This window comes from Bacillus sp. N6 (assembly GCF_052805735.1).
Genome location: NZ_CM127843.1, coordinates 1,438,546 through 1,462,831, shown reverse-complemented (window position 1 = coordinate 1,462,831; position 24,286 = coordinate 1,438,546). Strand labels below are relative to the sequence as shown.

Sequence of the window (24,286 nt, the reverse complement as noted above, 5' to 3'; positions counted from 1 at the left end):
CGAGACCATTCCATTTACTGCTGTACAGGTCCACTAAATACAACAAGAAAAATAACAATTCCTGACACAACCATAAGGGTGTACGCTACTAACGCTGTAATCCCTTTCAAAAATTTATTCTTTATTTTATGTCTACTTAATAAAATAAAACTTACTGCAAAAAACATAAATCCAATTGCCCCTAAAGCCAACCACATTTTCATAAGCCCTTCTGACATATACACACCCCTTTTTATTAATCTATTTTTATACTATTTTAACAAATTAAAATCTTTAAACAAATACAAAAAGAACATTTTACTACAAATCGCAAATATGTAACTTTAATCAATAGGTTTTTCAGCATCTTCCACCAATCTAGATAAAAATAAAACCGAAGCGATTATATCTCTCGCTTCGGTTGACCAAATATGCCCAAAAACAGCTCTATTCCCATTCTTTCATGGCTATCATATGCAATCTACAAACTCTTTGTTTCTCATAATTTATTTTTTAAACATTTTGCTTAACGAGCCAAAATCCGCTGGCATATTATTATTAATAATCGCTTTTACAATTTGATCCTCTTGCTCTTTCGGCACTTCACGTCCCGCCATAAGAGCCACTTGATGAATCAATTGACGAAGTACAGTTTCATCACGTAAATTCGCATTTTGCACGGATGATGCTAATTTAAAAATATCCTCTTTATTTACTTTCGCTTCCTTCTCAATATTATTAAAAATGTTATTATCCATTCTTTTCACCCTCTCCTCAAGTTACTCTTCATCCTATGCAAAAATAAATAAATGGTGAAAAGACCCATAAAATAAAAAAGCGACAGAAGTACAAATGTACTTCTGTCGCTTTTCTTTACAGTAAGTCAGGTATAGCTTCCACTTCATGTTTTCGAACACGTCCCATTAATGAGCCTACCGCATCTTTTACGTTATTCCCATTGAACAGTACGTCATATAAAGCAGCTGTAATCGGCATTTCAACTTCCATTTTCTCTGCCAATTCATGAGCAGCTTTCGTTGTTCTTACACCTTCCACAACCATACCCATGCTTTCTAACACTTCTTCTAAAGAATGTCCTTTTCCAAGCATATTTCCAGCGCGCCAATTTCGGCTATGAACACTTGTACAAGTTACAATTAAGTCTCCCATACCAGTTAGACCAGCAAACGTTAACGGATTCCCGCCCATTTTTCTTCCTAAACGAGCAATCTCTGTTAAACCACGTGTCATCAATGCCGCTTTTGCATTATCACCTAATCCAAGACCATCAGTTATACCAGCAGCTAATGCGATAATATTTTTTAACGCACCACCAAGTTCAACTCCAACGATATCTGGATTTGTGTATACACGGAAATAACTATTCATGAATAAATCTTGTACTTCCTCAGCCGCTTCCATACGCTTTGCTGCAGACGTAACTGTTGTCGCTTGTCGTAAACCAACTTCTTCAGCATGACTCGGTCCAGACAATACAACAACATCTTTAATTAAGTTCTCTGGAATTTCTTCCTCGATTACTTCCGAAATACGTTTTGACGTACCAGGTTCAATCCCTTTACTCGCATGAATCCAAGTAATCGGTTCTGTAACAATTTCTTTCATCTCTTGTAATACATCTCTGTACGCTTTCGTCGGTACTACTAGCAGTACTGTATTTACATCTACTAATGCTTCTTCTAAAGAAGAGTAGGCTACGATTGTGCTTGGCAATGTAATGCCTGGGAGATATCGACTATTCTCATGTTTCGTATTCATTTCATCCATAAGTTCTGAGCGATTTCCCCAAATACGTACATCATGTCCATTGTCAGCTAATACCATCGCTAACGCTGTTCCCCAGCTACCTGCTCCTACTACTGTGATTTTTGTCATAAAATCACATCCTCTCCATTAGTCTCTTGCTCGAGCAATAATGTGAATCGGCGTTCCTACAAAACCGAACGCTTCACGTAAACGATTCTTTAAGAAGCGCTCATATGAAAAGTGCATTAATTCTGTATCGTTTACAAACACAACAAATGTCGGTGGTTTTACCGCAACCTGTGTCGCATAGAAGATTTTCAGACGGCTACCATTATGAGTCGGTGTTGGATTCATCGCTACCGCATCCATAATTACATCGTTTAATACGTTTGTTTGTACACGGATACTATGGCTTTCATTTACCTCATTGATAACCGGTAATAACGTTTGTGTACGTTTTTTCGTTTTTGCAGATAAGAATACAATCGGCGCATAATCCAAGAATTGGAAATGAGCACGAATGTTTTCTTCAAATGCTTTCATTGTTTTTTCATCTTTTTTCACTGCATCCCATTTGTTTACAACGATAATAACAGCTCGTCCTGAATCATGAGCATATCCAGCGATTTTTTTATCTTGCTCAATAATTCCTTCTTCTCCGTCTAAAACAACTAAAACAACGTCAGAACGTTCAATCGCTCTAAGTGCACGAAGTACACTATACTTTTCTGTACTTTCATATACTTTTCCTTTTTTACGCATACCAGCTGTATCGATGATTACATAATCTTGATCATCTTTACTATATGGTGTATCGACAGCATCACGCGTCGTTCCTGCGATATTACTTACAATTACACGTTCTTGACCAAGAAGTGCATTTACAAGCGATGATTTCCCTACGTTTGGACGTCCAATTAAAGAGAAACGGATTGTTTCATCGTCATACGCTTCTTCTTCAATCTTTGGAAAATGATTTGCAGCTTCATCTAACAAATCACCAAGTCCTAAACCGTGTGTACCTGAAATCGGGAATGGCTCGCCAAATCCTAATGAATAAAAATCATAAATATCACTACGCATTTCTGGATTATCAACTTTATTTACCGCAAGTACAATTGGTTTTTTAGAACGATACAAAATTTTAGCAACTTCTTCATCCGCTGCAGTTACACCATCGCGACCATTCGTCATAAAAATGATAACATCTGCTTCATCAATCGCAACTTCCGCCTGTTGACGAATTTGTGTCAAGAACGGCTCGTCTCCAATATCAATTCCACCTGTATCAATAATGTTAAACTCATGATTTAACCATTCTCCCGCACTATAAATACGGTCTCGAGTTATACCTGGGATATCTTCTACGATTGAAACTCTTTCTCCAACTATTCTATTGAAAATAGTAGATTTTCCTACGTTCGGGCGGCCTACTATTGCTATTACTGGTTTCGGCATATACTTTCATCCTTTCAACTTGCTTCTGTTTATTATGTAAAAAACCCTTCTTTGTGCAAGAAGGGATTTGCATTCCAGAATATTTCTCAACGTATCAAAACACCTCACATTATAACACACGTTCCTAATGTTTCACAATAATATATACATTCTCTTGTAAGCGATGCGCAATACCATCTAAAATTGCCTCTAAATTATTTGCAACAAATTCTAGTTCCTCCATCGACTCACAAACAAATAAAGGAGCACCACCTGCAAATTTTTCTGGCGCTGTTGTAATAACTGCCAGGATAACGCTTTCTAACATCATCTCTTATCTCCCCTTCCTTTCGGGGCTTCCGATGACATATGGACAGCACTTTCTAACGTTGGTACATTTCCTATGACACTTATCGCTTTCTCTGCATCTTGATCTTGCGGTAAGACAAAAATCCCAACCCTGCCATCCTCTAAATCACGCTTTGCTAACGGTACAAGCGCTGGTGTACCAGAATCTCTATAAATGCCTAACGCCACCGAAACATCGTGTAAAATAGCTTGCCGTTGCCCTAAATTTGAGATTGTCACCATCGCATCAATTGATTTCGGTTTTAATATAAACCCCATGCCATATTTCATAATCTCTTCTTGCCTCACCGGCAATCCAATATTCATAATATAAATATTATCGATATAAAGCCCTGCTCCTTCAAAACGCAGCGGAACATGCTCAATATCTACAAGGTCATGGAGTCTTCTACCAGACATTAATTTTTTCGCAATAAAAAATGCGATTATAGCCATAATTACTCCAGCAATCCATGAACGGAACCCTATATACGCAAACGTCGTTGCAAACGACGTTAACATCGCCAAATAGTTGCGACTTTCAAAAACCAATGCAATCCCTTCAATGTACGTATTTCCACGCGGTACGAGCTCATATCCATCTAATTGTTGAAGTGTATTTCTTTCCATATTACGTACATCACGAAATTGTGTCGCTGCTAACGTAAGAAATGTAATGGCAGAAAAATCTTTTTTCAAAATAGATGGGATTGCAATCGCTCCTAAAGCTGCTGCAATTAACCCCATTGCAATATGAATAATCTTTCCATGTAGTCTCGTCGGATATTGCCGTGTATCCGTCCGAAGCATTAACACCCTTGTAACTGTCCCCGCTATTACGCCGCATAAAATGGCTGGTGTATATTCAGTCATGTATTACCCTCGCCTTTCTTTTACGTGTTTTTCTCTTAAACTGTTCCATGTATACTGATGCTTTTGCAATCCAAAACAATACTGCCATGAATAATGTAGAAACGGCGACGATATCAAAAAATGCTAAACTACCGTAATCATATGGAAAATTCAATTTCCGAAAAATAAATGTCACTAGCAACTCTCCTTGTAACATCCCTACATATAGGGAACATAATCGTAATATGCGATCCCCATGCAATAACACCGATGCATACACAAGAGCACTACTTAGCAGAAACACTCTATCCACCACAATCCAAATCGGATCATATATCTCTAACAGATGAAAACTTGTATATAACATCGCAATAATAAGTGCCGAAAGTAAGCTATATAATTTTTTCCAAACAGAATACAGCGCGATCCCTATAAAAGAAATAATACAAAGTAAAAGAGCATTTACTGATACCATGAATGAGGCGATCGTTACATGTAACGGAGAGCAAATTATAAAAATCAATATACAAGCGCCTAACTTCCACCGAATATGGTCCTTTTTCATAAAAAAGGTTACGACAACCCACCCTATCCAAGCTATAAAATAAAAAGTACTTCCATCCATCTACTTCACCTCCTATGTTTTCCATTATGGGAATTTTTTATGAAAGTTAATCCACTTTATTTACGCATAGTTTTTTCTTATAACAGCAACACTTTTAACAAGGAGGTGTTATTCATTATGGGTAAAGATCGCCAAGAACGAAAACTACGAGAATCACGCCGCGTTGAATCTGATCGTGATCAATCACTACAATATCCAGGTGCAACTGGACTTGATACACCAGAGCAGGCTCGAAAACAAAACCAGCACTAATGAATACAAAAAGACGGTTTCGATATTGTACGAAACCGTCTTTTACATAATCATTTTAATGATTTTTATTTATATCGAAATAATATTTTGTGTACTATATCCTCCTATCACTTCTTTTTACCTCCACCTATTTCCTTTAGAAAATCAAGCCCTCTCCAAAAATCTAGTAACTAATCATCTTCATTTTTTAACCTTTTTTCAATTACAATTTTTATAAAATACCAATTCCATTTTATATTACGAGAAAGAAAACAAAACAAAAAAATCAACCGAACGGTTGATTTTTTATCTCCTACTATAATGCGCAGTATCAATACCACGCTGCATTAACCAATGATATGTTTCACCTTTTACAACAAGAGGTACAGATTGCAACTCTTCTATCGTCTTCGCACCAAGAGCTGTCATAATAAATTTCAAATCTGTATGTAGAAGCTCAATTTCATCCACTAATTTCTCGATACCATCTTGCATTAAAATACGTAAAAAGTAACCAGCAAACGCAGTTGTATTCGCCCCTAATGCGATTGCTTTCGCTACGTCAAGCGCTGTCTGTATACCCCCTGATGCAATAAAAGAGAGGTTATTATTTGTAGAGGTTGCTTCAATAATCGAGGTTGCTGTTTGTATGCCCCAGTTATTAAAATAAGAAAGCATTCGCTGTCTTCTTTCATTTTCAACAGCAGCAAAATTCGTACCACCTTGCCCACCAATATCAATTGCCGTTACACCTACGTTCGCTAACTGTTGCATTGTTTCCTTACTCATCCCAAATCCAACTTCTTTTACAATGACAGGAACTTTACTATTTAAAACAATTTTCTCTATGCGCTGAAGTACACCAGTAAAGTCACGGTCTCCTTCTGGCATCGTTAACTCTTGTATGACATTTAAATGAATTTGCAATGCATTCGCTTCAATCATATCAACGGCACGCTCTGCCTGCTCGATAGTTGCCTCACTACCTAAATTAGCAAAGAAAATACCATTCGGATTTACCTTTCTAATCACCTTATAAGAAGCAGCCTCATTTTCATCTTTTAACGCCGCCATTTGCGACCCTACAGCCATAGCAAGGTTATGCTGTTTCGCTACATATGCTAATTGCTCATTAATATGTAACGTTTTCTCTCCTCCACCACCAGTCATCGCATTGATAAAAATCGGCGAACTTAGTGAAAGTTCGCCGATTTTTGTTTCACATGTTATTGTGTCATAATTTGAATTTGGCAAGCTTTGATGCACAAAATCAATATCATGAAAGCCATGCGTACGAGACTGACCAGTAGAAAGAGCGTATTCAATATGATCTAATTTACGTTTTGCCCTTACCACTTGTACCCCTCATTATTTCTTTAATTTTTTCAGTTGTTCACCAATAATATCACTTAATTGGAAAGTAGCAGAATCAGCATTTGGCTCATACTGACTATAATCTTCAATTACATTATTTTCCTCAAGCGCTTCTTTTATACTTAAAGAAATACGTTTCTCTGCTACGTGAACTTCAAGTACTTTCACTTTTACTTCTTGTCCCATTTCCAATACTTCATTCGGGTTTTTCACGTGACGATTTGCAATTTGAGATACGTGTACAAGTCCTTCAACGCCAGGTAAAATCTCAACGAATGCACCAAATGTAACAAGGCGTTTTACTACTCCCTCACGAATATCTCCAGCTTTTATTTCGCCAGCAACGTTTTCCCAAGGTCCTGGTTGAGCCGCTTTAATTGATAAAGAAATACGTTGTGTATCAGCATCAACAGATAACACCTTTACCTTAACCTTTTGACCTTGCTCTAATACTTCAGAAGGTTGCTCTACACGTTCGTGTGAAATTTGTGAAATGTGAACTAAACCGTCCACGCCACCAACGTTAACGAAAGCACCAAAGTCAGTTAATCGTTGCACTGTTCCTTCAACAACGTCACCTTCTTTTAATGAAGAAATTGCTTCTTTTTTCTTAGAATCTAGTTCTAATTCTACTACCGCTTTATGCGAAAGGATTACACGATTTTTTTCACGGTCTAATTCAACAATTTTCACCGCTAATGTTTTACCTTTATAGTCAGTAAAGTCTTCTACATAATGTACTTCTACAAGTGAAGCTGGAATAAAACCGCGAACACCAAGGTCCACAACTAATCCGCCATTCACAATATCTTTTACAGTAACATCAAATACATAACCAGAAGTAAATTTCTCTTGTAATTCTACCCATGCTTTTTCTGCATCAACAGCACGTTTAGATAAGACAAGATCATCTTCTTCTAATTTAATAATTTTCAACTCTAGTGTTTGATCTAATTCTACAACATCGCTTGCTTTTTCAATATGAACGTTAGCTAATTCACTAATTGGAATTACGCCATCTGTTTTGTATCCAACATTTACAAGCACTTGTTTCTCTTCAACTTTCGTTACAGAACCTGTAACAACGTCACCAACTTGTAATTCTTTTGAATCCATAACTTCTTCATTCATTTTCTCTACCATGGAAATACCTCCCTACAGAATTGACAAAGCATTTTTTTATGTATATACGAAATGAAAACAAAGTTTTCATTTGCATGTTTAAGAATTTCTCATCACATACTCTTTTTCAATACCATTCACAAGAAAATATATTAAACCTATATAAATAGTATACAGCAAAACCAGCTTGAAAAAAGTATGTTTTGAAATATAATAGCGAATATATTCTGACAGTTTTATTCCTCTTTAACTAACTTCTTACAAATCAGCTCATTTGTCAAGGAAAGAGACTCACAATTCACGTATCCTTTACATTTCTATTTCAACAAAAAAAGAAAGAGGATTATCCCCTTTCTTTATTTCGCAAACACTCCTGAAACAATACTCATAATTTTTTGGACAACTTCTTCAATTGATAAAGAAGTCGTATCTAATTCCAATGCATCATCAGCCTTTTTTAGTGGAGAAACTTCGCGTTCTGAATCTAATTTATCACGCTGAGCAATTTCTTCTTTTAGCTGCTCTAAATTAGAAGCGAAACCTTTATTTAAATTTTCTAAATGCCTTCTTTCCGCTCTTTCTTCAACAGAAGCAAGCATAAAGATTTTCACTTCAGCATCCGGTAATACATGTGTACCAATATCACGGCCGTCCATTACAACGCCGCCTTTTTTCGCTAACTCTTGCTGACGACGTACCATTTCTTCACGAACAAGGCGATGCTTCGCTACAATAGATACTCGATTCGTCACATCAGGTGTACGGATTACTTCAGAAACATCTTGTCCATTCAAAAATACAAGCTGCGTATTTTCTCCTTGCTGAAATTCAATATTTACATTCTTTACAACTTCCATTAACTGTTCTTCATTTTCAATATCTACTTTTTGTTCAAGGGCTGCATATGTAAGCGTACGGTACATCGCGCCTGTATCAATATAAACGTAAGAAAGTTCCTTCGCAACAACTTTTGCCACTGTACTTTTCCCAGCAGCTGCTGGACCATCTATAGCAATTGAAATTCGTTTATCCATTGTAACACCTCATTTTTTCACTTATAAAACAAAACGAAAAGCAGGTGTTCACCCTGCTTCTTCTCATTTGCTTCACGTCATTAAATCCTCAATTATTGTAGCATAATCCTTCATAGAAGAAAATGAAAACTACCTATTCACCTGCAAGATTTCTGCTTTATTTTTTACCATGACACCTTCGTAATAAACAATTTTAGATAAATATTTCACTGATGACTTATGTATAAATAACAATTGTACAACAGAAAGACAAATGAATTGTATTATTAATATACGAATAAAAATTCTCTCCATCTTTTTCAACATAATTGCCCCTCCTATACTATATTTGCACATTTCGTTTCGTGATTTTATACATCGTACATATAGCAGTTAATTTTATTGTCATTTTCGAGGCATACTTTTATACATTTCCATTGTCGAATTTACTCAAAACATGTTATGTTCTAAATGTATTTTTTTACTTGAAAGGGGTATAAGCATTGAAAAGAATCCTAGTTTTACACACAGGTGGAACAATTGCAATGGAGGAAGATAAAGAAACTGGGGTCGTACAACCAGGTGAAAAAAATCCTCTTTTAAAATTCATTCCTGATTTAGAAGGCGATGTTGATTTAATCGTTGAAGATGTGTTCCATCTACCATCTCCTCATATGACACCGAGCGAAATGTTACAATTACAAGTCATCATTGATGAAAGAGTAAAACAAGACAACATTCATGGCGTAGTCATTACGCATGGTACGGATACATTAGAAGAAACAGCTTATTTCTTAGATTTAACAGTACAAGCAACCATTCCGATTGTTGTGACAGGTGCAATGCGCTCTAGCAATGAGTTAGGTGCTGATGGTCTATATAACTTCTTATCAGCTGTAAAAGTTGCTAGTTGTGATGAAGCTGCAGAAAAAGGTGTTTTAGTCGTATTAAACGACGAAATTCATTGCGCTACAAATGTAACGAAAACACATACAAGTAATGTCGCAACATTCCAAAGCCCACAATATGGACCAATTGGAATGGTAACAAAACGCGGTGTTGTCTTCCATCACGCTTTAGTACATCACGAAACATATACGATAAACAAAGTATCTAAAAATGTAGTTGTTCTAAAAGCATATGCCGGCATGGATGATACATTATTAGCAGCAATCGAAAATCTTCCTGTAGACGGTATTGTTATCGAAGCGCTTGGACAAGGTAATCTACCTCCAAGAACACTTTCTAGTCTAGAACGATTATTAAATAAAGGTATTCCTGTCGTATTAGTTTCTCGCTGTTTCAACGGTATCGTTCAAGACGTATATTCGTATGAAGGTGGCGGTAAACACTTAAAAGATATGGGCATTGTATTCACATACGGCTTAAATGCACAAAAAGCACGCATTAAATTACTTGTCGCATTAGAGAATACAAATTCTCATGAATCCATTCAAAATATGTTTATGCACGAATAAAAAGGAGCTGTCGAGGTTTTCCCGACAGCTCCTTTTTATTTTTCTCTTGATGCAATAGTTTGTGCAATCGCATCTCCATGAAATCTACCGTTCTCGATAAATATTTCATTTGCATTATTTCCAGCAGCTATGACACCTGCAATGAAAATATTTTCAGCATTCGTTTCCATTCTATCCTCTGTATAAATTGGACGTCCTGTTTCTTCATCAATCTTAACACCCATCTTTGTTAAGAAGCTATGATCAGGATGATAACCAGTCATCGCAAATACAAAATCATTTTGGATTGTAAAATCTTCACCATCAACTGTAAACGTTAATGTATGCTCAGTAATTTCTTTCACATGAGCCCCGAAATGCATTTGAATTGTGTCATTTCGTACTAACGCCTCAAATTCCGGCAAAATCCAAGGCTTTATGCTTGGTGAATACTCACTTCCACGATACAGTACCGTTACACGCGCACCAGCTTTAACAAGTTCTAACGCGGCATCTACACTCGAGTTTTTCCCACCTATAACTACTACATCTCGATCAAAATAAGGATGCCCCTCTTTAAAATAGTGAGCTACTTTCTTCAATTCCTCACCTGGAACATTCATATAATTTGGATTATCATAATATCCAGTTGCTACAACAATATATTTCGCTATATATATTTCTTTACTTCCGTCACGCTTTGTCGTCTCAACCTGAAAAACTTCTCCATCGTTTTGAACTTTCTCCACTCGCTCAAAAGCATTTACACGTACAGATTTACGTTTTACTACTTCACGATAATACGCAAGCGCTTGATTTCGAACTGGCTTACGATTTTCTGTAATAAAAGCTACATCACCAATTTCTAATTTTTCACTAGAAGAGAAAAATGTTTGATGAGTTGGATAATTATAAATGGCATTTACAATGTTTCCTTTTTCAATTACTAACGGATTTATCCCTACCTTTTGCAACGAAATCGCTGCCGCTAATCCGCACGGACCGCCTCCGATTATAATAACTGTTTCTTTCTGCATACTCGTCCACTCCTAGTCTTCTACCAATACACTATTTATAAAAACAAGAAAAAACCTACTTACAGCAGTAGGCACCTATCTTTATTGTATTCATTTTTCATATATTTGTCATCTAAACGAAACGTACATCCGATAGACATCTGCTAAAAACTGCTGAAATTTAATACCTTGTTTCCCTAATACATTCTCAGGATCAATCTTTCTAGCTGGATCAAGCGTTTTATGTGACACGATATCTTTTTTCGGATTTAAGCCAAAATTTTGGCATAAATACGCATGATACCATGTAAAACGATTATATGCTTCCCAAAAGTTAACATCACCGCCATAACAAAGTTCCACTCCAATGGCCGCCTTATTCGCGTCATAGCCGTATAAGTCATTATCCGTCGGCACACCATATCGAACATGATATGCAACTTCATTTATAGGAATAATCTCCAATATTGTTTTATCATCTATAAATGTATGCGCCGAAGCTTTCGGTTGTAATTCATTAAAGTAATCTCGATTTCCTATCGCATTGCTTCCAGGATTCCCCGTATCATGACTTACAATAAATCTCACTTTAGTTAGAGGAATCCCCGGTCGTGAACTTCCATATCCTATATAGTTGCGCTCTATAGGAAACATCGCCATTGCTACCAACTCCCGCTCTAGAAGATTACCTTACTTCCTTATATATGTATTCGGTAGCAATGTCCTTATCGCATATTTCTTACGCGAAGAGAAAATCGAAAATATTTGAAGTGAACACCATAAACAACAAGATACTTACAGCCACTCCATAAAAACCGTAAAACCAAACACAATCTTCTTTCGTATCTAAACCGAAAAATTTGTTTATCGATTGTAATAATGTGCCACGCTTGCTTTGTTTGTTTCGTAATACTTCCACTCGCTCTACAACATCTGCTGGCATCATAAATCTTTGGTCTACTGTCATTTTCATCATTTATCTCTCCTTAAAATCATTTCCGTTTTGTTTATCTAAGGAGAGTATAGCACGTTTGTTCGCATAGAACAAGCGTTCTTTTTATTTTTATTTTATTTTATTTTTCAGCAAGCCAAGTAAAAATTGAGATTACAACGGCAATAATCGGCCCTACTACAACCATACCAAATATCAAAAACAGTAGCCCTTCCCCGAATATCCGAACAGTACTTATTTTTCGAGCTTTCACCGTTCTTGCAAGTTCTCCCTCTAACCTCTTAACCTTTTCTTCTAATTGTTCTACTCGTTCCAGCATTTCATTCTCCATATACAACACCTCATTTAATACTTCAACAAAAAAACGTGATTCCCTCGAAAGGAAATCACGTTTTCTCAAGATATAATATTTTATACCCAACCTCTGAAGCGGCTTGCTTCAGCCATTTTACGAACACCAATCATGTACGCCGCTAAGCGCATGTTCACTTTACGAACTTGTGCTGTTTCATAAATAGAATCAAATGATTTTACCATTACTTTTTCTAAACGTTGTTCTACTTCTTCTTCAGTCCAGTAGTAACCTTGGTTATTTTGTACCCACTCAAAGTAAGATACCGTTACACCACCAGCACTTGCTAATACGTCTGGAACAAGTAAAATTCCGCGATCTGTTAAAATTTTAGTCGCTTCTAATGTTGTTGGACCATTTGCAGCTTCAACAACGATTTTCGCTTTAATATCATTAGCATTTTCTTCTGTAATTTGGTTCTCAATTGCAGCTGGAACTAAAATATCGCAATCAAGCTCTAACAATTCTTTGTTTGAAATTGTATTGTTAAATAGCTTTGTTACTGTACCGAAGCTATCACGACGGTCTAATAAATAATCAATATCTAATCCGTTTGGATCATGTAAAGCGCCGTAAGCATCTGAGATTGCAATAACTTTCGCACCTGCATCATGCATAAATTTAGCTAAGAAGCTACCAGCATTACCGAACCCTTGAACAACAACGCGTGCACCCTTAATATCAATGCCACGTTTTTTCGCAGCTTCGCGAATACAAATTGTTACACCTTTCGCAGTTGCTGTTTCACGTCCATGTGATCCACCTAATACAAGCGGTTTACCTGTAATAAATCCTGGTGAATTAAATTCATCAATACGGCTATACTCATCCATCATCCATGCCATAATTTGAGAGTTTGTGAATACATCTGGAGCTGGAATATCTTTCGTCGGACCTACGATTTGGCTAATTGCTCGTACATAACCGCGGCTTAATCTTTCTAACTCACGGAATGACATTTCACGTGGATCACAGATAATTCCACCCTTACCTCCACCATATGGTAAATCAACAATACCACATTTTAAACTCATCCAGATTGAAAGTGCTTTCACTTCATTTTCTGTTACATTCGGATGGAAGCGAATTCCACCTTTCGTTGGACCAACAGCATCATTATGTTGTGCACGATATCCTGTAAATATTTTAACAGTCCCGTCATCCATACGAACTGGTATTTTCACTGTCATCATACGAATTGGTTCTTTTAATAATTCATATACTTCGTTTGGATAACCCAATTTTTCTAACGCTTCACTAATAACAATTTGTGTTGAATTCAATAGTTCAAAATGTTGTTCCCTTTGTTGTTGTGTTTTTGTTTGAGTTCCCTTTTCGGCTACCATAGTAAGTAAACCCCCTGTAATTTCACTTGTTTAGTAAACCTTCATTGCCTAGTATACACCCTTAAATTTGGAATGCAATAGAAAACGCTAACAAATATATACAAACTATTTTCTGTTGCAAGCGTTTTCACTATTATTATAGTCCTTTTATTACTTTTAGAAAAGTAAAATACTTAAATATTTAAATATTTTTTATTTTCCTCAGCGACGCTCCCATAAAACTGCATATTTTATTTTCAAAAAGTATGTTCGCGTATTTACTATCATCCCTTCCCTTATCCAAATAAAAACAAAACCTCAGCTATGTTGTATTAGCTGAGGTTTTGTTTTTTCACAAAGTAATTGTGTATTTGTTCTATCGCGTTAAAATCCATTAATTCTTTACCGTACTCCATGATGCGATAAATAGTTGCTGTAGACGGATTGCCGTATTCCGCTAAAATAGCTATAAAATCCGCTTTTAACAATTGAATTTGTTCCTCTTCTTCCACCCAAAGATAGAAGCGCTCATCCCACGTATATAGCTTTCCGCCAGTTACACCAAGGTTATATAAGCGATTCGACAGGTTAATTATGTCATCTAGCGTAGCAAACTCATATAATATATGTTCACTTTCATCTAGAGTCACTTGCATTTCAATAAACTCGTCACGGAACTCATCATCCGTATCCATTTCTTGATTTTCTTTCGTTACAATTACAACCATCCCTTGTGCTTGTAGAGAAAACACTTCAACTGCAATCGGACCATCTGCTTCAAATCCTAATTCCTTATTTGCTTCTTGCATCATATCACGAAATAATTGCTGTACTTTCGGCGCATTTCTCCATAAATCTTCTTTCGTTAATCCTCTTTCAGATAAATCATCAAATGTTAGAAAAATTTTTATCTTATTGTAATTTAATCGTTCCAGCCTCATCTCATACCCTCCCTACGTAACCAATGCATCTAATTTTTATTATATGAAATAGAAAATAGATGGTTCTTTTCGAACAACTATTCCGACATTTTTAACCATTCATCCCATTCTTCTTTCGTATCACCAATTAAGATTGTTTCAATGTCCAACTGGTTTAGAACGCCTAGCTTTCCGATAAATCCAACAGAAAGAGATTCCCTTTTTTCTTGTAATACATTTATAAAGTTCATCGTCTTTTTCATTTCTAGTTCGTCAGCAAAAGATACAAATACATATTTCGGCTGTATTTCCTCTACCGCTGACAACATACCATCTTCAGCTAAGCTTGTCCTAATATATATCGCCTCATATCCTTTTAAGCGTAAATAAGTTGAAAAAATAAATCCTTTCAATGCATTCTTTTCTAACACAATAACTTTGTGTAAAGAAGAAAACATTGAGGCATTGTGATACACCATCCCTAGACGCATTTGTAAAAATGATAGTGCATATTGAAATTGCACCATTGAAATCTCATTATTATTTTTTGACGTTAATAATTTGTCTGTCACTCGAAGAACGATACTGGCAACAACCTTTTCTGTTGAATATATACTAAAAGCTTCGTTTAATAATGCAGCAATTGTAATTTCATCAAATTTTAACAAAGCTTGTAGCAAATCGTCCACTAAAACAACTTCTTTATCGAAATGTATCTCTTTTTGAACTGTACTCTGCAAACGATTCTCTTCTAATAACTGAACTGCTTGTCCAATCATCATACCGGAAGAAACTTTTTCCATTAACCATTTTAAAATTTGAATATGCTCTTCTGTACATAAACGATGCCCAGCTTGATTCCGCTTTGGGGCAATAATTTGATATCGTCTTTCCCATGCGCGAAGCGTACTCGGCTGAACTCCAATTATATTTGAAACAGCTTTTATATTATATTTTCCACTAAGAGTTGGCATCATTTCCCTCCGCACAATGTAATAATATGTGTTTGAGCAGGCGCTCGGAAACGAAGTGGTATCAATGTTGTTCCGTACCCATTACTAACAAAGAGAATCGTATTCAAATGGTTATATACGCCACCTTTTAAATATTTTTTAGATGGGAATAATCGGATTTGTCCTCCATGCGTATGTCCACTTAATACAAGTGAAATCTGTTCATTTCCAGACATCTTTTTTATTATATCAGGGTTGTGACTAACTAAGATACGAAAACCATCTTCTTTACAATCCGCCAATGCCAAATCTAAACGATCACGGTGCAATCCAACATCATCTATACCGAGCAAACAAATTTTCTCGCCTAATTCAGACTCAAATACCACTCTTGTATTATCTAAAACTTTTACGTTATTTTCTAATAATAAAGCATCTAATTCATGATATTCTATCTCATAATCATTGTTTCCCCACACAAAATATACAGGAGCTATCTCTCTTAACTTTTGAATATTGGCAGAGATTTTTGATAAAGAGACTCCTTTCTCTGCTAAATCTCCTCCGATAATTACGAGATCTACTTTTCCTTTTACTTGTTCAATTAACAAATTCGAAATGACTCTTCTATGAATATCAGAAATAAAAAACACATTTACTTTTTGAAAACTTTTCGGAAATTCTTTAAATACTAAAGTATGTTCCAACACTGTATTACGCATCGCTTCTTTATACATCACAAGAAGTAATAAAATCCCCATTCCTATGAGAGTACTGAATAATATAATCCATATCATATTTTTTACTCCCCTCATCATAAAGATAACCCTAGGCTTTTATAACAAACTGCGTTCGCCTAATTCACTAGCTCTCTTGCTTTGTGGACTTATCTTTTATCGGAATTTTTAATTCTTGACCTGCACTCACTTCATCTTCTTGCAAGTTATTATACTTTTTAATTACTTCAACCCCATTTTCATCTGAAAAATATTGCTTCGCTATACTTTCTAAAGTTTCTCCCTCTTTCACAGTATGCGTTATCGCTTTTTCAGACTGTTTCTGCGACTCAGATTTAGCTGAATCAAAGAAGATTACTTCAAACGCACTTTTCCCGGCATTATTACTATCGCCCTTCACCTGAATATATTTATCCGTATACCACAAAATACTAATCGGCAGCAGAATGAATAGAAATGTTAAAACCCGGACGAAAATATGATTTATTTTAAACTTTTGTTTTTTCTCTTTATTTCTATGAATTTCACTACGCGGCGGTAAACTTTCTTTTTCTTCTACTCGCTCAACTTCTAATTCCTCTTCAAAATCAGGAATTCGTTTCCTCATGTTGTTCACCACCACCTTCCATTTATTTTCTTAATTGGAGTCCCATTATAAAATCAACAAGAAAGTGTGCAAAGATTGTTATAAACAAATTCCCTGTCCATTCAAATACATAACCAAAGACAAAACTAATGAAACAGACGAAACAAAACAAAAATGGCTTTGTTATATAACGAATATGTAACACTGCAAATACGAAACTCGCAATTACAATTCCAAAATGAGTCTGCACTACACCTCTAAATAAAAATTCTTCTGCAAAACCGATTACGAACGTAATAATGAGTAAATGCAGAACCGACATTCCTCGAAACATCTTATCGTTAATACCACCATCATCAAACCAAGACTCTGGAAACACTCGCATTGCAACATAATCTAATAACACAATACCAATCGCTAACAAACCACCTATAATAAGTATAGATACTGGTTCCCATCTCCATAAATTAAACACTTCTTTTACATCTTGAAATAATATATATGCTAGTAAACAGCCAATACCGATAATAATTAACTGTGTTATATATAGATTCAGCCTTATTTCCTGCGGACTCATATCTTCAACATTATGCCTTTGAATGTTCATCATTCCCCCATCTTTTCTAGGCCGAAAAGCTTTTGTAACTCTGTTTCCCAATTATAGTCGAAATCCGATTGTTGCGCTCGTCTTTTTTTATAATCTTCTTTTGTAATACCACAATAATCACAGCAATTATTTAACTCTTTCTCTTTCCTATAACCGAACTGTTGCAACACATATTCACGTCTACATCCTTTAACTCGTATCCATGACTTCATATTTTCTAGCTCACTATATTTATTACGCAACCTTATTTCTACTTCAGCTATTAATCGGTTCATAATTTCATCTGACAAACTCTCTAATAATAATCTTCGTTGTTGTATAATTCCAACCTGTTCGAGATGATAACGAACGAAACGCCAATATTGCTCATTAAATCTTGCTGCATTATAACAAATTTCTTCTACATCTTCTATTGGTAATTCTTTCGTTTGAAACATTCTTTCTTGTAGTAAAGAAAATAAAAATTGTATTTGCGACTTACTTGGCAATTCATCCTCAATGATTGAAATTGGTAAATCATGATCCAACGGACTACACAATAAAATAGCTATACTCGGTTCGCCATCTCTTCCAGCTCTTCCGATTTCTTGTAAGTAAGAAGCTATATTAGTTGGATAATGAAAATGAATAATATATTGCGTATTCGCCTTATTTACCCCCATACCAAATGCACTTGTACATATTACAAGCTGCAATTGATCGTTCATAAACTGTTGTTGAATTAACATACGCTCTTCATGTTCCATACCACCATGATAAAAAGCTACACCAGTAACACCTTTTCCTCTCAAGTATTCCGTTAACCTTTCTGTCCACGCTCTACTTGAACAATATACAATTCCCGGCCCTTGTAAATACATCACCTGCTCCAAAAGCGCCTCTTTCTTTTCTTCTATCGTCTCTACAAATTGCACCTCCATTGCAATATTAGGACGGTCAATAGAGTATACATGTTCCGCGGCACCCTTTAAATTTAAACTGTCTGCGATATCTTGTAGTACCCCTTTTGTCGCTGTGGCTGTCAATGCTAATACTGTAGGAGAACCAATATTTTCAATAACTACATTTAGTTTCTTATAGTCCGGTCTAAAATCATAACCCCATTGAGAAATACAATGAGCCTCATCAACAACAAATAATGAAATATGAATTTTCTTCAATTCCCTAATTAATAACTCCGACTGTAACATCTCTGGTGAAACAAAAATAAATTTATATGAAGATAATTTTTTCATCGCTTCTCTTTTTTCATTTAATGTCCGAAAACTATTAAATGCTATCACTCGGTTTTTCACAACATACTTTAATTGTGTCACTTGATCTTCCATTAAAGATAATAACGGTGATACAACAAGCACTGTTCCTTCTCGCATAAGCCCCGGAAACTGATAGCACATAGATTTCCCTCTTCCAGTCGGAAGCATTGCTATCACATCTTTTCCTTCTAATAAATCTGTAATAACTCCTTTTTGACCTGGACGAAATTCAGAATATCCAAACCACTTATATAAATATTCTTCAAGTTTCATTTACACCCTCCATCCGCGCTAATACAAGACGAACTTCAAAATAAGAGATATCTTCTCCAACCGCTTGTTTCAAAACACGTAACTTCCGCGTTTGTAATGCCTCAATTACTCTTATTACTTTGTCTACCTTTTCTTTTTCCATAAACATTTCAATAGAAAAATCTTTTTCTCGCAAAGCAATTTCAACAAAATGATCTTCTATCGTTGCAACCTTTAAATTCCGAATCGTCGCTATTTCTTCTAAAGAACGCCCTTGTCTCCAAAAATTATATGTTTTTTTCGTGGATAAACTAAATAATTCAGCTCTCTCATTTGGATAAGATATAATTTCAGCTAATAGTGGAAATTCATTTTCTTTATCACGAACTTCTTGTATAAAGAAATGCATTGTACCCCAAAATAAAAAATACACCCTGAATATATCTTGTTTCGTAATTTCTGCTAATTGTTGCAATGTACAACCAATACGTTCATAGCCCGTTAGTCGATATGTTACAATCGTCGCTTCTATCGCATTACTCTTTTCCAAAAGATTATGTACTTCCGTCCATAGTTTCCTCGCCAACTCACTTCTTTTATATGGCCTTCCTGTTAGAAAACGTTTTACCCACATCATTATTTCTGTATCTTGTTGAATTGGGATAAACTTCGTATTATTCTGTTGTAAATTTGATATGGTTTGAATAATCAATGATAATCTTTTCCAAAATGTTTCACCTAATTCACCATAATGTAAACCATGCAAATGTGCTGGAAAAGCATAAACTTCCTCCCATTTATGTAACTGCATTTTACCCGTAGGTGTTAACACATATGTATTTTCATGTATTTCTTGAATAAAATCCGCTTGCAACAACTTTACAACTTCACCATCATAGTCATTTCTATTTAATGATTTATATATTCCGAATAAAAAAGAAATCCGGAACATATTTCCATCTTGTAAAGTTTGCGAAGAACGTTTGCCCTTTAGTAAATAATAAATAGAAGAAACGGTTCTTTCACCATTCAATTGTTTTAAACAATGCAACAAAGTATATTGTATTTGCATGACCGCTTCCACCTTCCAATCTTAACTTCATTCTTTTCAGTACAATTACACTATCTACTGTCGCTCATTAAACTTATCATATAAGAACTATATACTTGTATATATTCTATTGTATCAAACGAAATCACATTTACGTATTTTGAAAATCTTATGACATAATTCAAAAATAAGTTGACACTCTAATTGATAAGCATTATCATTATAATTTTATGTTGAAAAGTTTCACAAACCGTTTTACAATAAGGTTATAATTTTTATGGCGAGCTTTTCACATACATATTATCAGGAGGGAAAAAAGATGGCAAAATATACAATCGTTGATAAAGATACTTGTATTGCATGTGGTGCTTGTGGCGCTGCTGCACCCGACATTTATGACTATGATGATGAAGGTATTGCATTTGTAACATTAGACGATAACCAAGGTATCGTTGAAATTCCAGATGTATTAATTGAAGATATGATGGATGCATTCGAAGGCTGTCCAACTGACTCAATTAAAGTTGCTGACGAATCATTCGACGGAGACGCTTTAAAATTCGAATAGTCTTTTATTAACTTCAAAAAACGCCCCTCATATTGATGAGGGGCGTTTTTTGTATCTAAATTTTATTTTCCTTAATAAAAAACCATTAGTAGTTCCACACTACTAATGGTTTTAATATATATTATGCATTTTTCATTTTTGCAAACACCCATACTTTCAGGCGTGAGAATAATGCTACAAATACAATTGTTACAACAATTCCTTTAATTAAATTAAATGGTAAGATTGCCGTTACAACCGTTGTTCTGATAGCTTCGCTAGACATAGCCGGTGAATTTAAAAACCAAGTGTAAGCCGGGAATATGATGATGTAGTTTAATACACTCATAATAAGTGCCATTGTAATTGTCCCTAGCATTAATCCTGTCGTTAAACTCTTCACAGTACGATACTTTCTAAATAAGAAAGCTGCTGGTCCAATAAATAAACATCCTGCAATAAAGTTTGCAATTTCTCCAACTGGTACTCCTGTTAAACTTCCTTGAATCCCGTAATGTAAAATGTTCTTTATCGCCTCTACAATCACTCCTGCTAATGGTCCAAAGATAATTGCTGCAATTAGAGCTGGTACATCACTAAAATCAATTTTCAAAAATGGCGGAAGCCCTGGGAACGGGAAATCCAACATCATTAGTAAATATGCAATACTACTTAGCATCGCTACACTCACCATCTGCACTACACTGTTTTTTTGTTTCATCTTTCTCTCTCCTTTTCCATCGATCATCTCATGGAAAGTGGAAAGGTTCTGCTATGCCTATTTTTTCATAGAACGAAAAAACCCTTTGCGTTTTACACAAAGGGAGAATTTAAGGCACATCAAACAGACGTTCAAATCCATATCTTTTTTGAACGCTTGAACCTCCATCTTCTCCCATCCAGACTATACTGTCGGCTTTGGAATCACACCAAATCCTGCCTTAACGGCTCGCGGGCTTAGAACAAAATCATAAATAGTTCATCACCGCCGGTCGGGATTTTCACCCTGCCCCGAAGATAGACCGATATTCTATTTTCCCCTTCATTATACAACAACCTCATAACATTGTGAACTAAAAAATTGTAACTTATTTAAAATTAGTTATTTATTTTTCGTAACAACAAATGAATTGCGAAATATTTTACAATACAATCCATATTTTTTATTATTCGGCATTTCTCTTTTGAATTACCTAGTCATATATAATTAAAAGTGATAAGATATTGAATTGTTAAGATAAGAACATTTTCTGAGTTATGGAGGAAATGTCATGAAAAAAGAAAAGAGACATTCTATTCGAGAAGCAATGAAAAAAAACTTAAGAAAAGAATACTTTTACTTAAAAAAAGAATTACTTTTCTACTGCCCAATTGATTTAGGCACATTCTCAAACGAGACATACTATGCTACTTTCGATGAAGATGGCATCAGTATTTATCAGTATGATAAGAAAACAGAAAGTAAATTAAAATTGTGTGAGCGTCATCCGTGGAAGAGTTGGAGTAAAGTGAAGATTGATCACTATTTGACAACTTCTCAATTTATTTTTCAGGGTGAGCGAAATTGGATCTTATCTCTTTTTCAAAAAGGAAAAGAAGCTCAAAAAATTATTGAAGAGCATACATCTTTACAAACAGAAGTTGTTTCCCGCTCTTTCTTAAAAAAACTTCCTGGCTTTCGTTCTAATACACCACTGAATAAATACATCGGTAGCATTTGTTACACTGCACTTATTGCATTTTTATTAAAATGGATGATTCCATTTCAAGCACCACAAATCGCCCTGTATTCTATTTCGATTGGTTGTATGCTTCTTGGCCTACTTTGTTTGACAATCGGTTTAATTGAACCGACTATCGTACTGTTTCGAACAAAAGAGAAAACAAGAACAAAAGTTTTTTACTTATATAGCTATTTAGCTATTTCTGGATTTATATGTGTCTTTATTTTTTGGTAAAAGAAACCGTCCCAAAATAAATTTTGGGACGGTTTTCTTTTAAATATAGATACTCTAATTCACTCAATACTTCTAGGAGAAGCGCCCATATAATTTCATTTACATTGAACCTTATTTAAGAATATTCAAAGTTTAATTTTTGAGACGTTGCCTTTACTTAACATATAATTGTTGATTAGGATAAATTAGCTCTTGCTGCAATCCATTTTTTTCTTTAATTTCCTTAAGTGTCATACTAAATTTCCGTGCAATACTAACTAAAGTATCCCCTTTTTGTACGACATATAATGATGAAGAAACAACTTCATTTCTTTGTTCACTTAAAACAAGCAATGGGTTCATCGCATTCTTTTTCGCCATCGTCCATCTTCCTTGATGAAGTTCTAGATGTAAGTGTGCACCTCGCGATTCTCCCGTGTTCCCTACTTCTCCAATTTTTTCTCCTTTTGAAATATAATCCCCTTGAACTACATATCTCTTATTTAAATGTGCATACACAGCCTCATATTCTCCATGTTTAATAAATATAACGTTTCCATAACTACTTGAATAATAAGACTTTGTTACCTTCCCTTCTTGAATAGCTGACACAGGCGTGCCGATCGGTGCCGCTATATCTATACCGTAGTGTTTTCCGTGTCTTGTCCCAAAATAATCACTTATCTGTCCTTCAACAGGCCATGCCCATTGATTTCCCTCTGCGTACACATGTAATTGAGATAAAAGCAGTACTGTCAATAACATAACGCCGTATTTTAAAACTTTCATATACATCCTCCGTTTTCTAATTACCACCATACCTTCTCTATTTTGGTATATTACAGAAAAAAGTATACAAAAAAGAAAGTGAATCACTCCACTTCCTTCTCTTTCTTATCACGAAAAACGATTGCACTGCGATTATACTCTACATCTTTTACTTGTAATCGAGCGTTTATTACTCTAGCTACTGCAAATAAATAGTCAGATAATCTATTTACATACTTTAGAACAACTTCATTTATTTTTCCTTCTTTTTGTAAGGACACGATACATCGTTCTGCTCGCCTTACAACTGTACGTGCAATATGAATAGTAGCTGCCGACTCGCTTCCACCTGGTAAAATAAAGCGCTCTAGCGGCGGTGCTTCTTCTATATACGAATCAATCCTACTTTCTAAGTTTTCGACCATTTCAATTTTTACTTTATAAGGTATCTTCTCGCCTACTATCGCCAAGTCTCCCCCGCAATCAAATAGTTCATGTTGAATCGTTTCAAGTTCATTGTAAATATCTCCGAAAGGCCCGCCTTGTAGTTTAGTCATTGCATATCCGATATGAGAATTCGCCTCATCTATTGTTCCATACGCTTCCACACGGATATCATCTTTATCAACCCTACCACCTATTACACTTGTCGTTCCTTTATCTCCTGTTTTTGTATATAATTTCATTTCTTCACAGCACCTCTCTTGTTATTCTTTATTCGAGCAACATAGAAAAAAGTTCTACCATTCTTTATTTAATTGAGTTTACAAAAAAATAAAAAACAGCAGAACTTTATTCATTATCAACTTTAAAAACGTATAT

At 35.3% G+C, this 24,286-nt stretch carries 30 protein-coding genes and 1 riboswitch; of the genes, 4 read left to right on the top strand and 26 right to left on the bottom strand.

Annotation, left to right across the window (positions count from 1 at the left end; all coding sequences use genetic code 11):
• Positions 1–14: 14 nt before the first annotated feature.
• From ACUXVC_RS07635 to ACUXVC_RS07605, 7 genes are all read right to left on the bottom strand, one after another.
• Positions 15–218: a DUF2768 domain-containing protein gene (locus ACUXVC_RS07635; RefSeq protein ID WP_001289005.1), complete on the bottom strand. Its 204-nt coding sequence runs from the start codon at positions 216–218 to the stop codon at positions 15–17.
• A 267-nt stretch (positions 219–485) separates the two neighbouring features.
• Positions 486–737 carry a stage VI sporulation protein F gene (locus ACUXVC_RS07630; protein WP_000369753.1) on the bottom strand — a complete coding sequence of 84 codons (252 nt, stop codon included), beginning with the start codon at positions 735–737 and terminating at the stop codon, positions 486–488.
• Between the two features lie 115 nt (positions 738–852).
• Positions 853–1,875 (bottom strand): NAD(P)H-dependent glycerol-3-phosphate dehydrogenase, encoded by a 1,023-nt coding sequence (locus ACUXVC_RS07625; protein ID WP_000161783.1) that lies wholly within the window; start codon positions 1,873–1,875, stop codon positions 853–855.
• Positions 1,876–1,893: 18 nt separating this feature from the next.
• On the bottom strand, positions 1,894–3,204 hold the full coding sequence (der, locus tag ACUXVC_RS07620) for a ribosome biogenesis GTPase Der (protein ID WP_001125890.1): 1,311 nt from the start codon (positions 3,202–3,204) through the stop codon (positions 1,894–1,896).
• 124 nt (positions 3,205–3,328) lie between these two features.
• Complete coding sequence (locus ACUXVC_RS07615) at positions 3,329–3,514, bottom strand: capping complex subunit for YIEGIA (RefSeq protein ID WP_000979048.1); 186 nt, start codon at positions 3,512–3,514, stop codon at positions 3,329–3,331.
• On the bottom strand, positions 3,511–4,404 hold the full coding sequence (locus tag ACUXVC_RS07610; RefSeq protein ID WP_000141599.1) for a YIEGIA family protein: 894 nt from the start codon (positions 4,402–4,404) through the stop codon (positions 3,511–3,513). The genes ACUXVC_RS07615 and ACUXVC_RS07610 overlap by 4 nt, the downstream gene beginning before the upstream one ends.
• Positions 4,397–5,008 (bottom strand): YphA family membrane protein, encoded by a 612-nt coding sequence (locus ACUXVC_RS07605; protein WP_002093921.1) that lies wholly within the window; start codon positions 5,006–5,008, stop codon positions 4,397–4,399. The genes ACUXVC_RS07610 and ACUXVC_RS07605 overlap by 8 nt, the downstream gene beginning before the upstream one ends.
• A gap of 117 nt (positions 5,009–5,125) precedes the next feature.
• Here ACUXVC_RS07605 and ACUXVC_RS07600 point away from each other — a divergent pair, with 117 nt between their 5' ends.
• Positions 5,126–5,260 (top strand): YpzI family protein, encoded by a 135-nt coding sequence (locus ACUXVC_RS07600; protein ID WP_000513900.1) that lies wholly within the window; start codon positions 5,126–5,128, stop codon positions 5,258–5,260.
• 285 nt (positions 5,261–5,545) lie between these two features.
• Here the strand turns inward: ACUXVC_RS07600 and ACUXVC_RS07595 are convergent, their stop codons facing one another.
• The 4 genes from ACUXVC_RS07595 to ACUXVC_RS07580 all read right to left on the bottom strand — a co-directional run bounded on the left by ACUXVC_RS07595 (position 5,546) and on the right by ACUXVC_RS07580 (position 9,072).
• Positions 5,546–6,595 carry a type 2 isopentenyl-diphosphate Delta-isomerase gene (locus tag ACUXVC_RS07595; RefSeq protein ID WP_095691159.1) on the bottom strand — a complete coding sequence of 350 codons (1,050 nt, stop codon included), beginning with the start codon at positions 6,593–6,595 and terminating at the stop codon, positions 5,546–5,548.
• Positions 6,596–6,607: 12 nt separating this feature from the next.
• Positions 6,608–7,756, bottom strand: a complete 1,149-nt coding sequence (rpsA, locus tag ACUXVC_RS07590; protein ID WP_098975849.1) for a 30S ribosomal protein S1 — start codon at positions 7,754–7,756, stop codon at positions 6,608–6,610.
• Between the two features lie 335 nt (positions 7,757–8,091).
• On the bottom strand, positions 8,092–8,769 hold the full coding sequence (gene cmk, locus ACUXVC_RS07585) for a (d)CMP kinase (RefSeq protein ID WP_095691160.1): 678 nt from the start codon (positions 8,767–8,769) through the stop codon (positions 8,092–8,094).
• A gap of 129 nt (positions 8,770–8,898) precedes the next feature.
• Positions 8,899–9,072 (bottom strand): YpfB family protein, encoded by a 174-nt coding sequence (locus tag ACUXVC_RS07580; RefSeq protein ID WP_023521499.1) that lies wholly within the window; start codon positions 9,070–9,072, stop codon positions 8,899–8,901.
• Between the two features lie 179 nt (positions 9,073–9,251).
• Between ACUXVC_RS07580 and ansA the strand changes: the two genes are divergently transcribed.
• Entirely contained in the window at positions 9,252–10,226 is a 975-nt protein-coding gene (gene ansA, locus ACUXVC_RS07575) for an asparaginase (RefSeq protein WP_144465826.1), read from the top strand.
• Positions 10,227–10,261: 35 nt separating this feature from the next.
• Here the strand turns inward: ansA and ACUXVC_RS07570 are convergent, their stop codons facing one another.
• From ACUXVC_RS07570 to ACUXVC_RS07515, 12 genes are all read right to left on the bottom strand, one after another.
• On the bottom strand, positions 10,262–11,242 hold the full coding sequence (locus ACUXVC_RS07570; protein ID WP_001168518.1) for a YpdA family putative bacillithiol disulfide reductase: 981 nt from the start codon (positions 11,240–11,242) through the stop codon (positions 10,262–10,264).
• Positions 11,243–11,350: 108 nt separating this feature from the next.
• Positions 11,351–11,881 (bottom strand): peptidoglycan recognition protein family protein, encoded by a 531-nt coding sequence (locus ACUXVC_RS07565; protein ID WP_001240655.1) that lies wholly within the window; start codon positions 11,879–11,881, stop codon positions 11,351–11,353.
• A gap of 79 nt (positions 11,882–11,960) precedes the next feature.
• Positions 11,961–12,197 carry a DUF3961 domain-containing protein gene (locus ACUXVC_RS07560; RefSeq protein WP_144465827.1) on the bottom strand — a complete coding sequence of 79 codons (237 nt, stop codon included), beginning with the start codon at positions 12,195–12,197 and terminating at the stop codon, positions 11,961–11,963.
• Between the two features lie 97 nt (positions 12,198–12,294).
• On the bottom strand, positions 12,295–12,504 hold the full coding sequence (locus tag ACUXVC_RS07555) for a hypothetical protein (protein ID WP_000426766.1): 210 nt from the start codon (positions 12,502–12,504) through the stop codon (positions 12,295–12,297).
• Between the two features lie 80 nt (positions 12,505–12,584).
• Positions 12,585–13,871 (bottom strand): NAD-specific glutamate dehydrogenase, encoded by a 1,287-nt coding sequence (gene gudB, locus ACUXVC_RS07550; protein WP_000225172.1) that lies wholly within the window; start codon positions 13,869–13,871, stop codon positions 12,585–12,587.
• Positions 13,872–14,182: 311 nt separating this feature from the next.
• Positions 14,183–14,791: a genetic competence negative regulator gene (locus ACUXVC_RS07545; RefSeq protein ID WP_001235398.1), complete on the bottom strand. Its 609-nt coding sequence runs from the start codon at positions 14,789–14,791 to the stop codon at positions 14,183–14,185.
• 77 nt (positions 14,792–14,868) lie between these two features.
• Complete coding sequence (locus ACUXVC_RS07540) at positions 14,869–15,744, bottom strand: MerR family transcriptional regulator (RefSeq protein WP_446025995.1); 876 nt, start codon at positions 15,742–15,744, stop codon at positions 14,869–14,871.
• Entirely contained in the window at positions 15,744–16,520 is a 777-nt protein-coding gene (locus tag ACUXVC_RS07535; RefSeq protein WP_000637796.1) for a metallophosphoesterase, read from the bottom strand. The genes ACUXVC_RS07540 and ACUXVC_RS07535 overlap by 1 nt, the downstream gene beginning before the upstream one ends.
• Positions 16,521–16,587: 67 nt before the next feature.
• Positions 16,588–17,067: a LysM peptidoglycan-binding domain-containing protein gene (locus ACUXVC_RS07530; protein ID WP_001231555.1), complete on the bottom strand. Its 480-nt coding sequence runs from the start codon at positions 17,065–17,067 to the stop codon at positions 16,588–16,590.
• Positions 17,068–17,089: 22 nt separating this feature from the next.
• Entirely contained in the window at positions 17,090–17,653 is a 564-nt protein-coding gene (locus ACUXVC_RS07525) for a CPBP family intramembrane glutamic endopeptidase (protein ID WP_001025783.1), read from the bottom strand.
• Positions 17,653–19,182: an ATP-dependent DNA helicase RecQ gene (recQ, locus tag ACUXVC_RS07520; protein WP_000762977.1), complete on the bottom strand. Its 1,530-nt coding sequence runs from the start codon at positions 19,180–19,182 to the stop codon at positions 17,653–17,655. Before recQ ends, ACUXVC_RS07525 begins: the two co-directional genes overlap by 1 nt.
• The gene (locus ACUXVC_RS07515; RefSeq protein WP_446025994.1) at positions 19,172–20,233 is read right to left on the bottom strand and encodes a helix-turn-helix domain-containing protein; all 1,062 of its coding nucleotides are present in this window, start codon (positions 20,231–20,233) and stop codon (positions 19,172–19,174) included. Before ACUXVC_RS07515 ends, recQ begins: the two co-directional genes overlap by 11 nt.
• 298 nt (positions 20,234–20,531) lie before the next feature.
• Here ACUXVC_RS07515 and ACUXVC_RS07510 point away from each other — a divergent pair, with 298 nt between their 5' ends.
• The gene (locus ACUXVC_RS07510; RefSeq protein ID WP_001151993.1) at positions 20,532–20,780 is read left to right on the top strand and encodes a ferredoxin; all 249 of its coding nucleotides are present in this window, start codon (positions 20,532–20,534) and stop codon (positions 20,778–20,780) included.
• A 121-nt stretch (positions 20,781–20,901) separates the two neighbouring features.
• Here the strand turns inward: ACUXVC_RS07510 and ACUXVC_RS07505 are convergent, their stop codons facing one another.
• On the bottom strand, positions 20,902–21,480 hold the full coding sequence (locus ACUXVC_RS07505; protein ID WP_095691162.1) for an ECF transporter S component: 579 nt from the start codon (positions 21,478–21,480) through the stop codon (positions 20,902–20,904).
• A 162-nt stretch (positions 21,481–21,642) separates the two neighbouring features.
• Positions 21,643–21,782: riboswitch (FMN riboswitch) on the bottom strand.
• Positions 21,783–22,030: 248 nt separating this feature from the next.
• Here ACUXVC_RS07505 and ACUXVC_RS07500 point away from each other — a divergent pair.
• Positions 22,031–22,717, top strand: coding sequence for a hypothetical protein (locus ACUXVC_RS07500; protein WP_000711798.1), 687 nt, complete (start codon positions 22,031–22,033; stop codon positions 22,715–22,717).
• A gap of 153 nt (positions 22,718–22,870) precedes the next feature.
• Here the strand turns inward: ACUXVC_RS07500 and ACUXVC_RS07495 are convergent, their stop codons facing one another.
• Positions 22,871–23,485 (bottom strand): peptidoglycan DD-metalloendopeptidase family protein, encoded by a 615-nt coding sequence (locus ACUXVC_RS07495; protein WP_095691163.1) that lies wholly within the window; start codon positions 23,483–23,485, stop codon positions 22,871–22,873.
• 83 nt (positions 23,486–23,568) lie between these two features.
• Positions 23,569–24,150, bottom strand: coding sequence for a cob(I)yrinic acid a,c-diamide adenosyltransferase (locus ACUXVC_RS07490; RefSeq protein WP_053564894.1), 582 nt, complete (start codon positions 24,148–24,150; stop codon positions 23,569–23,571).
• Between the last annotated feature and the right edge of the window lie 136 nt (positions 24,151–24,286).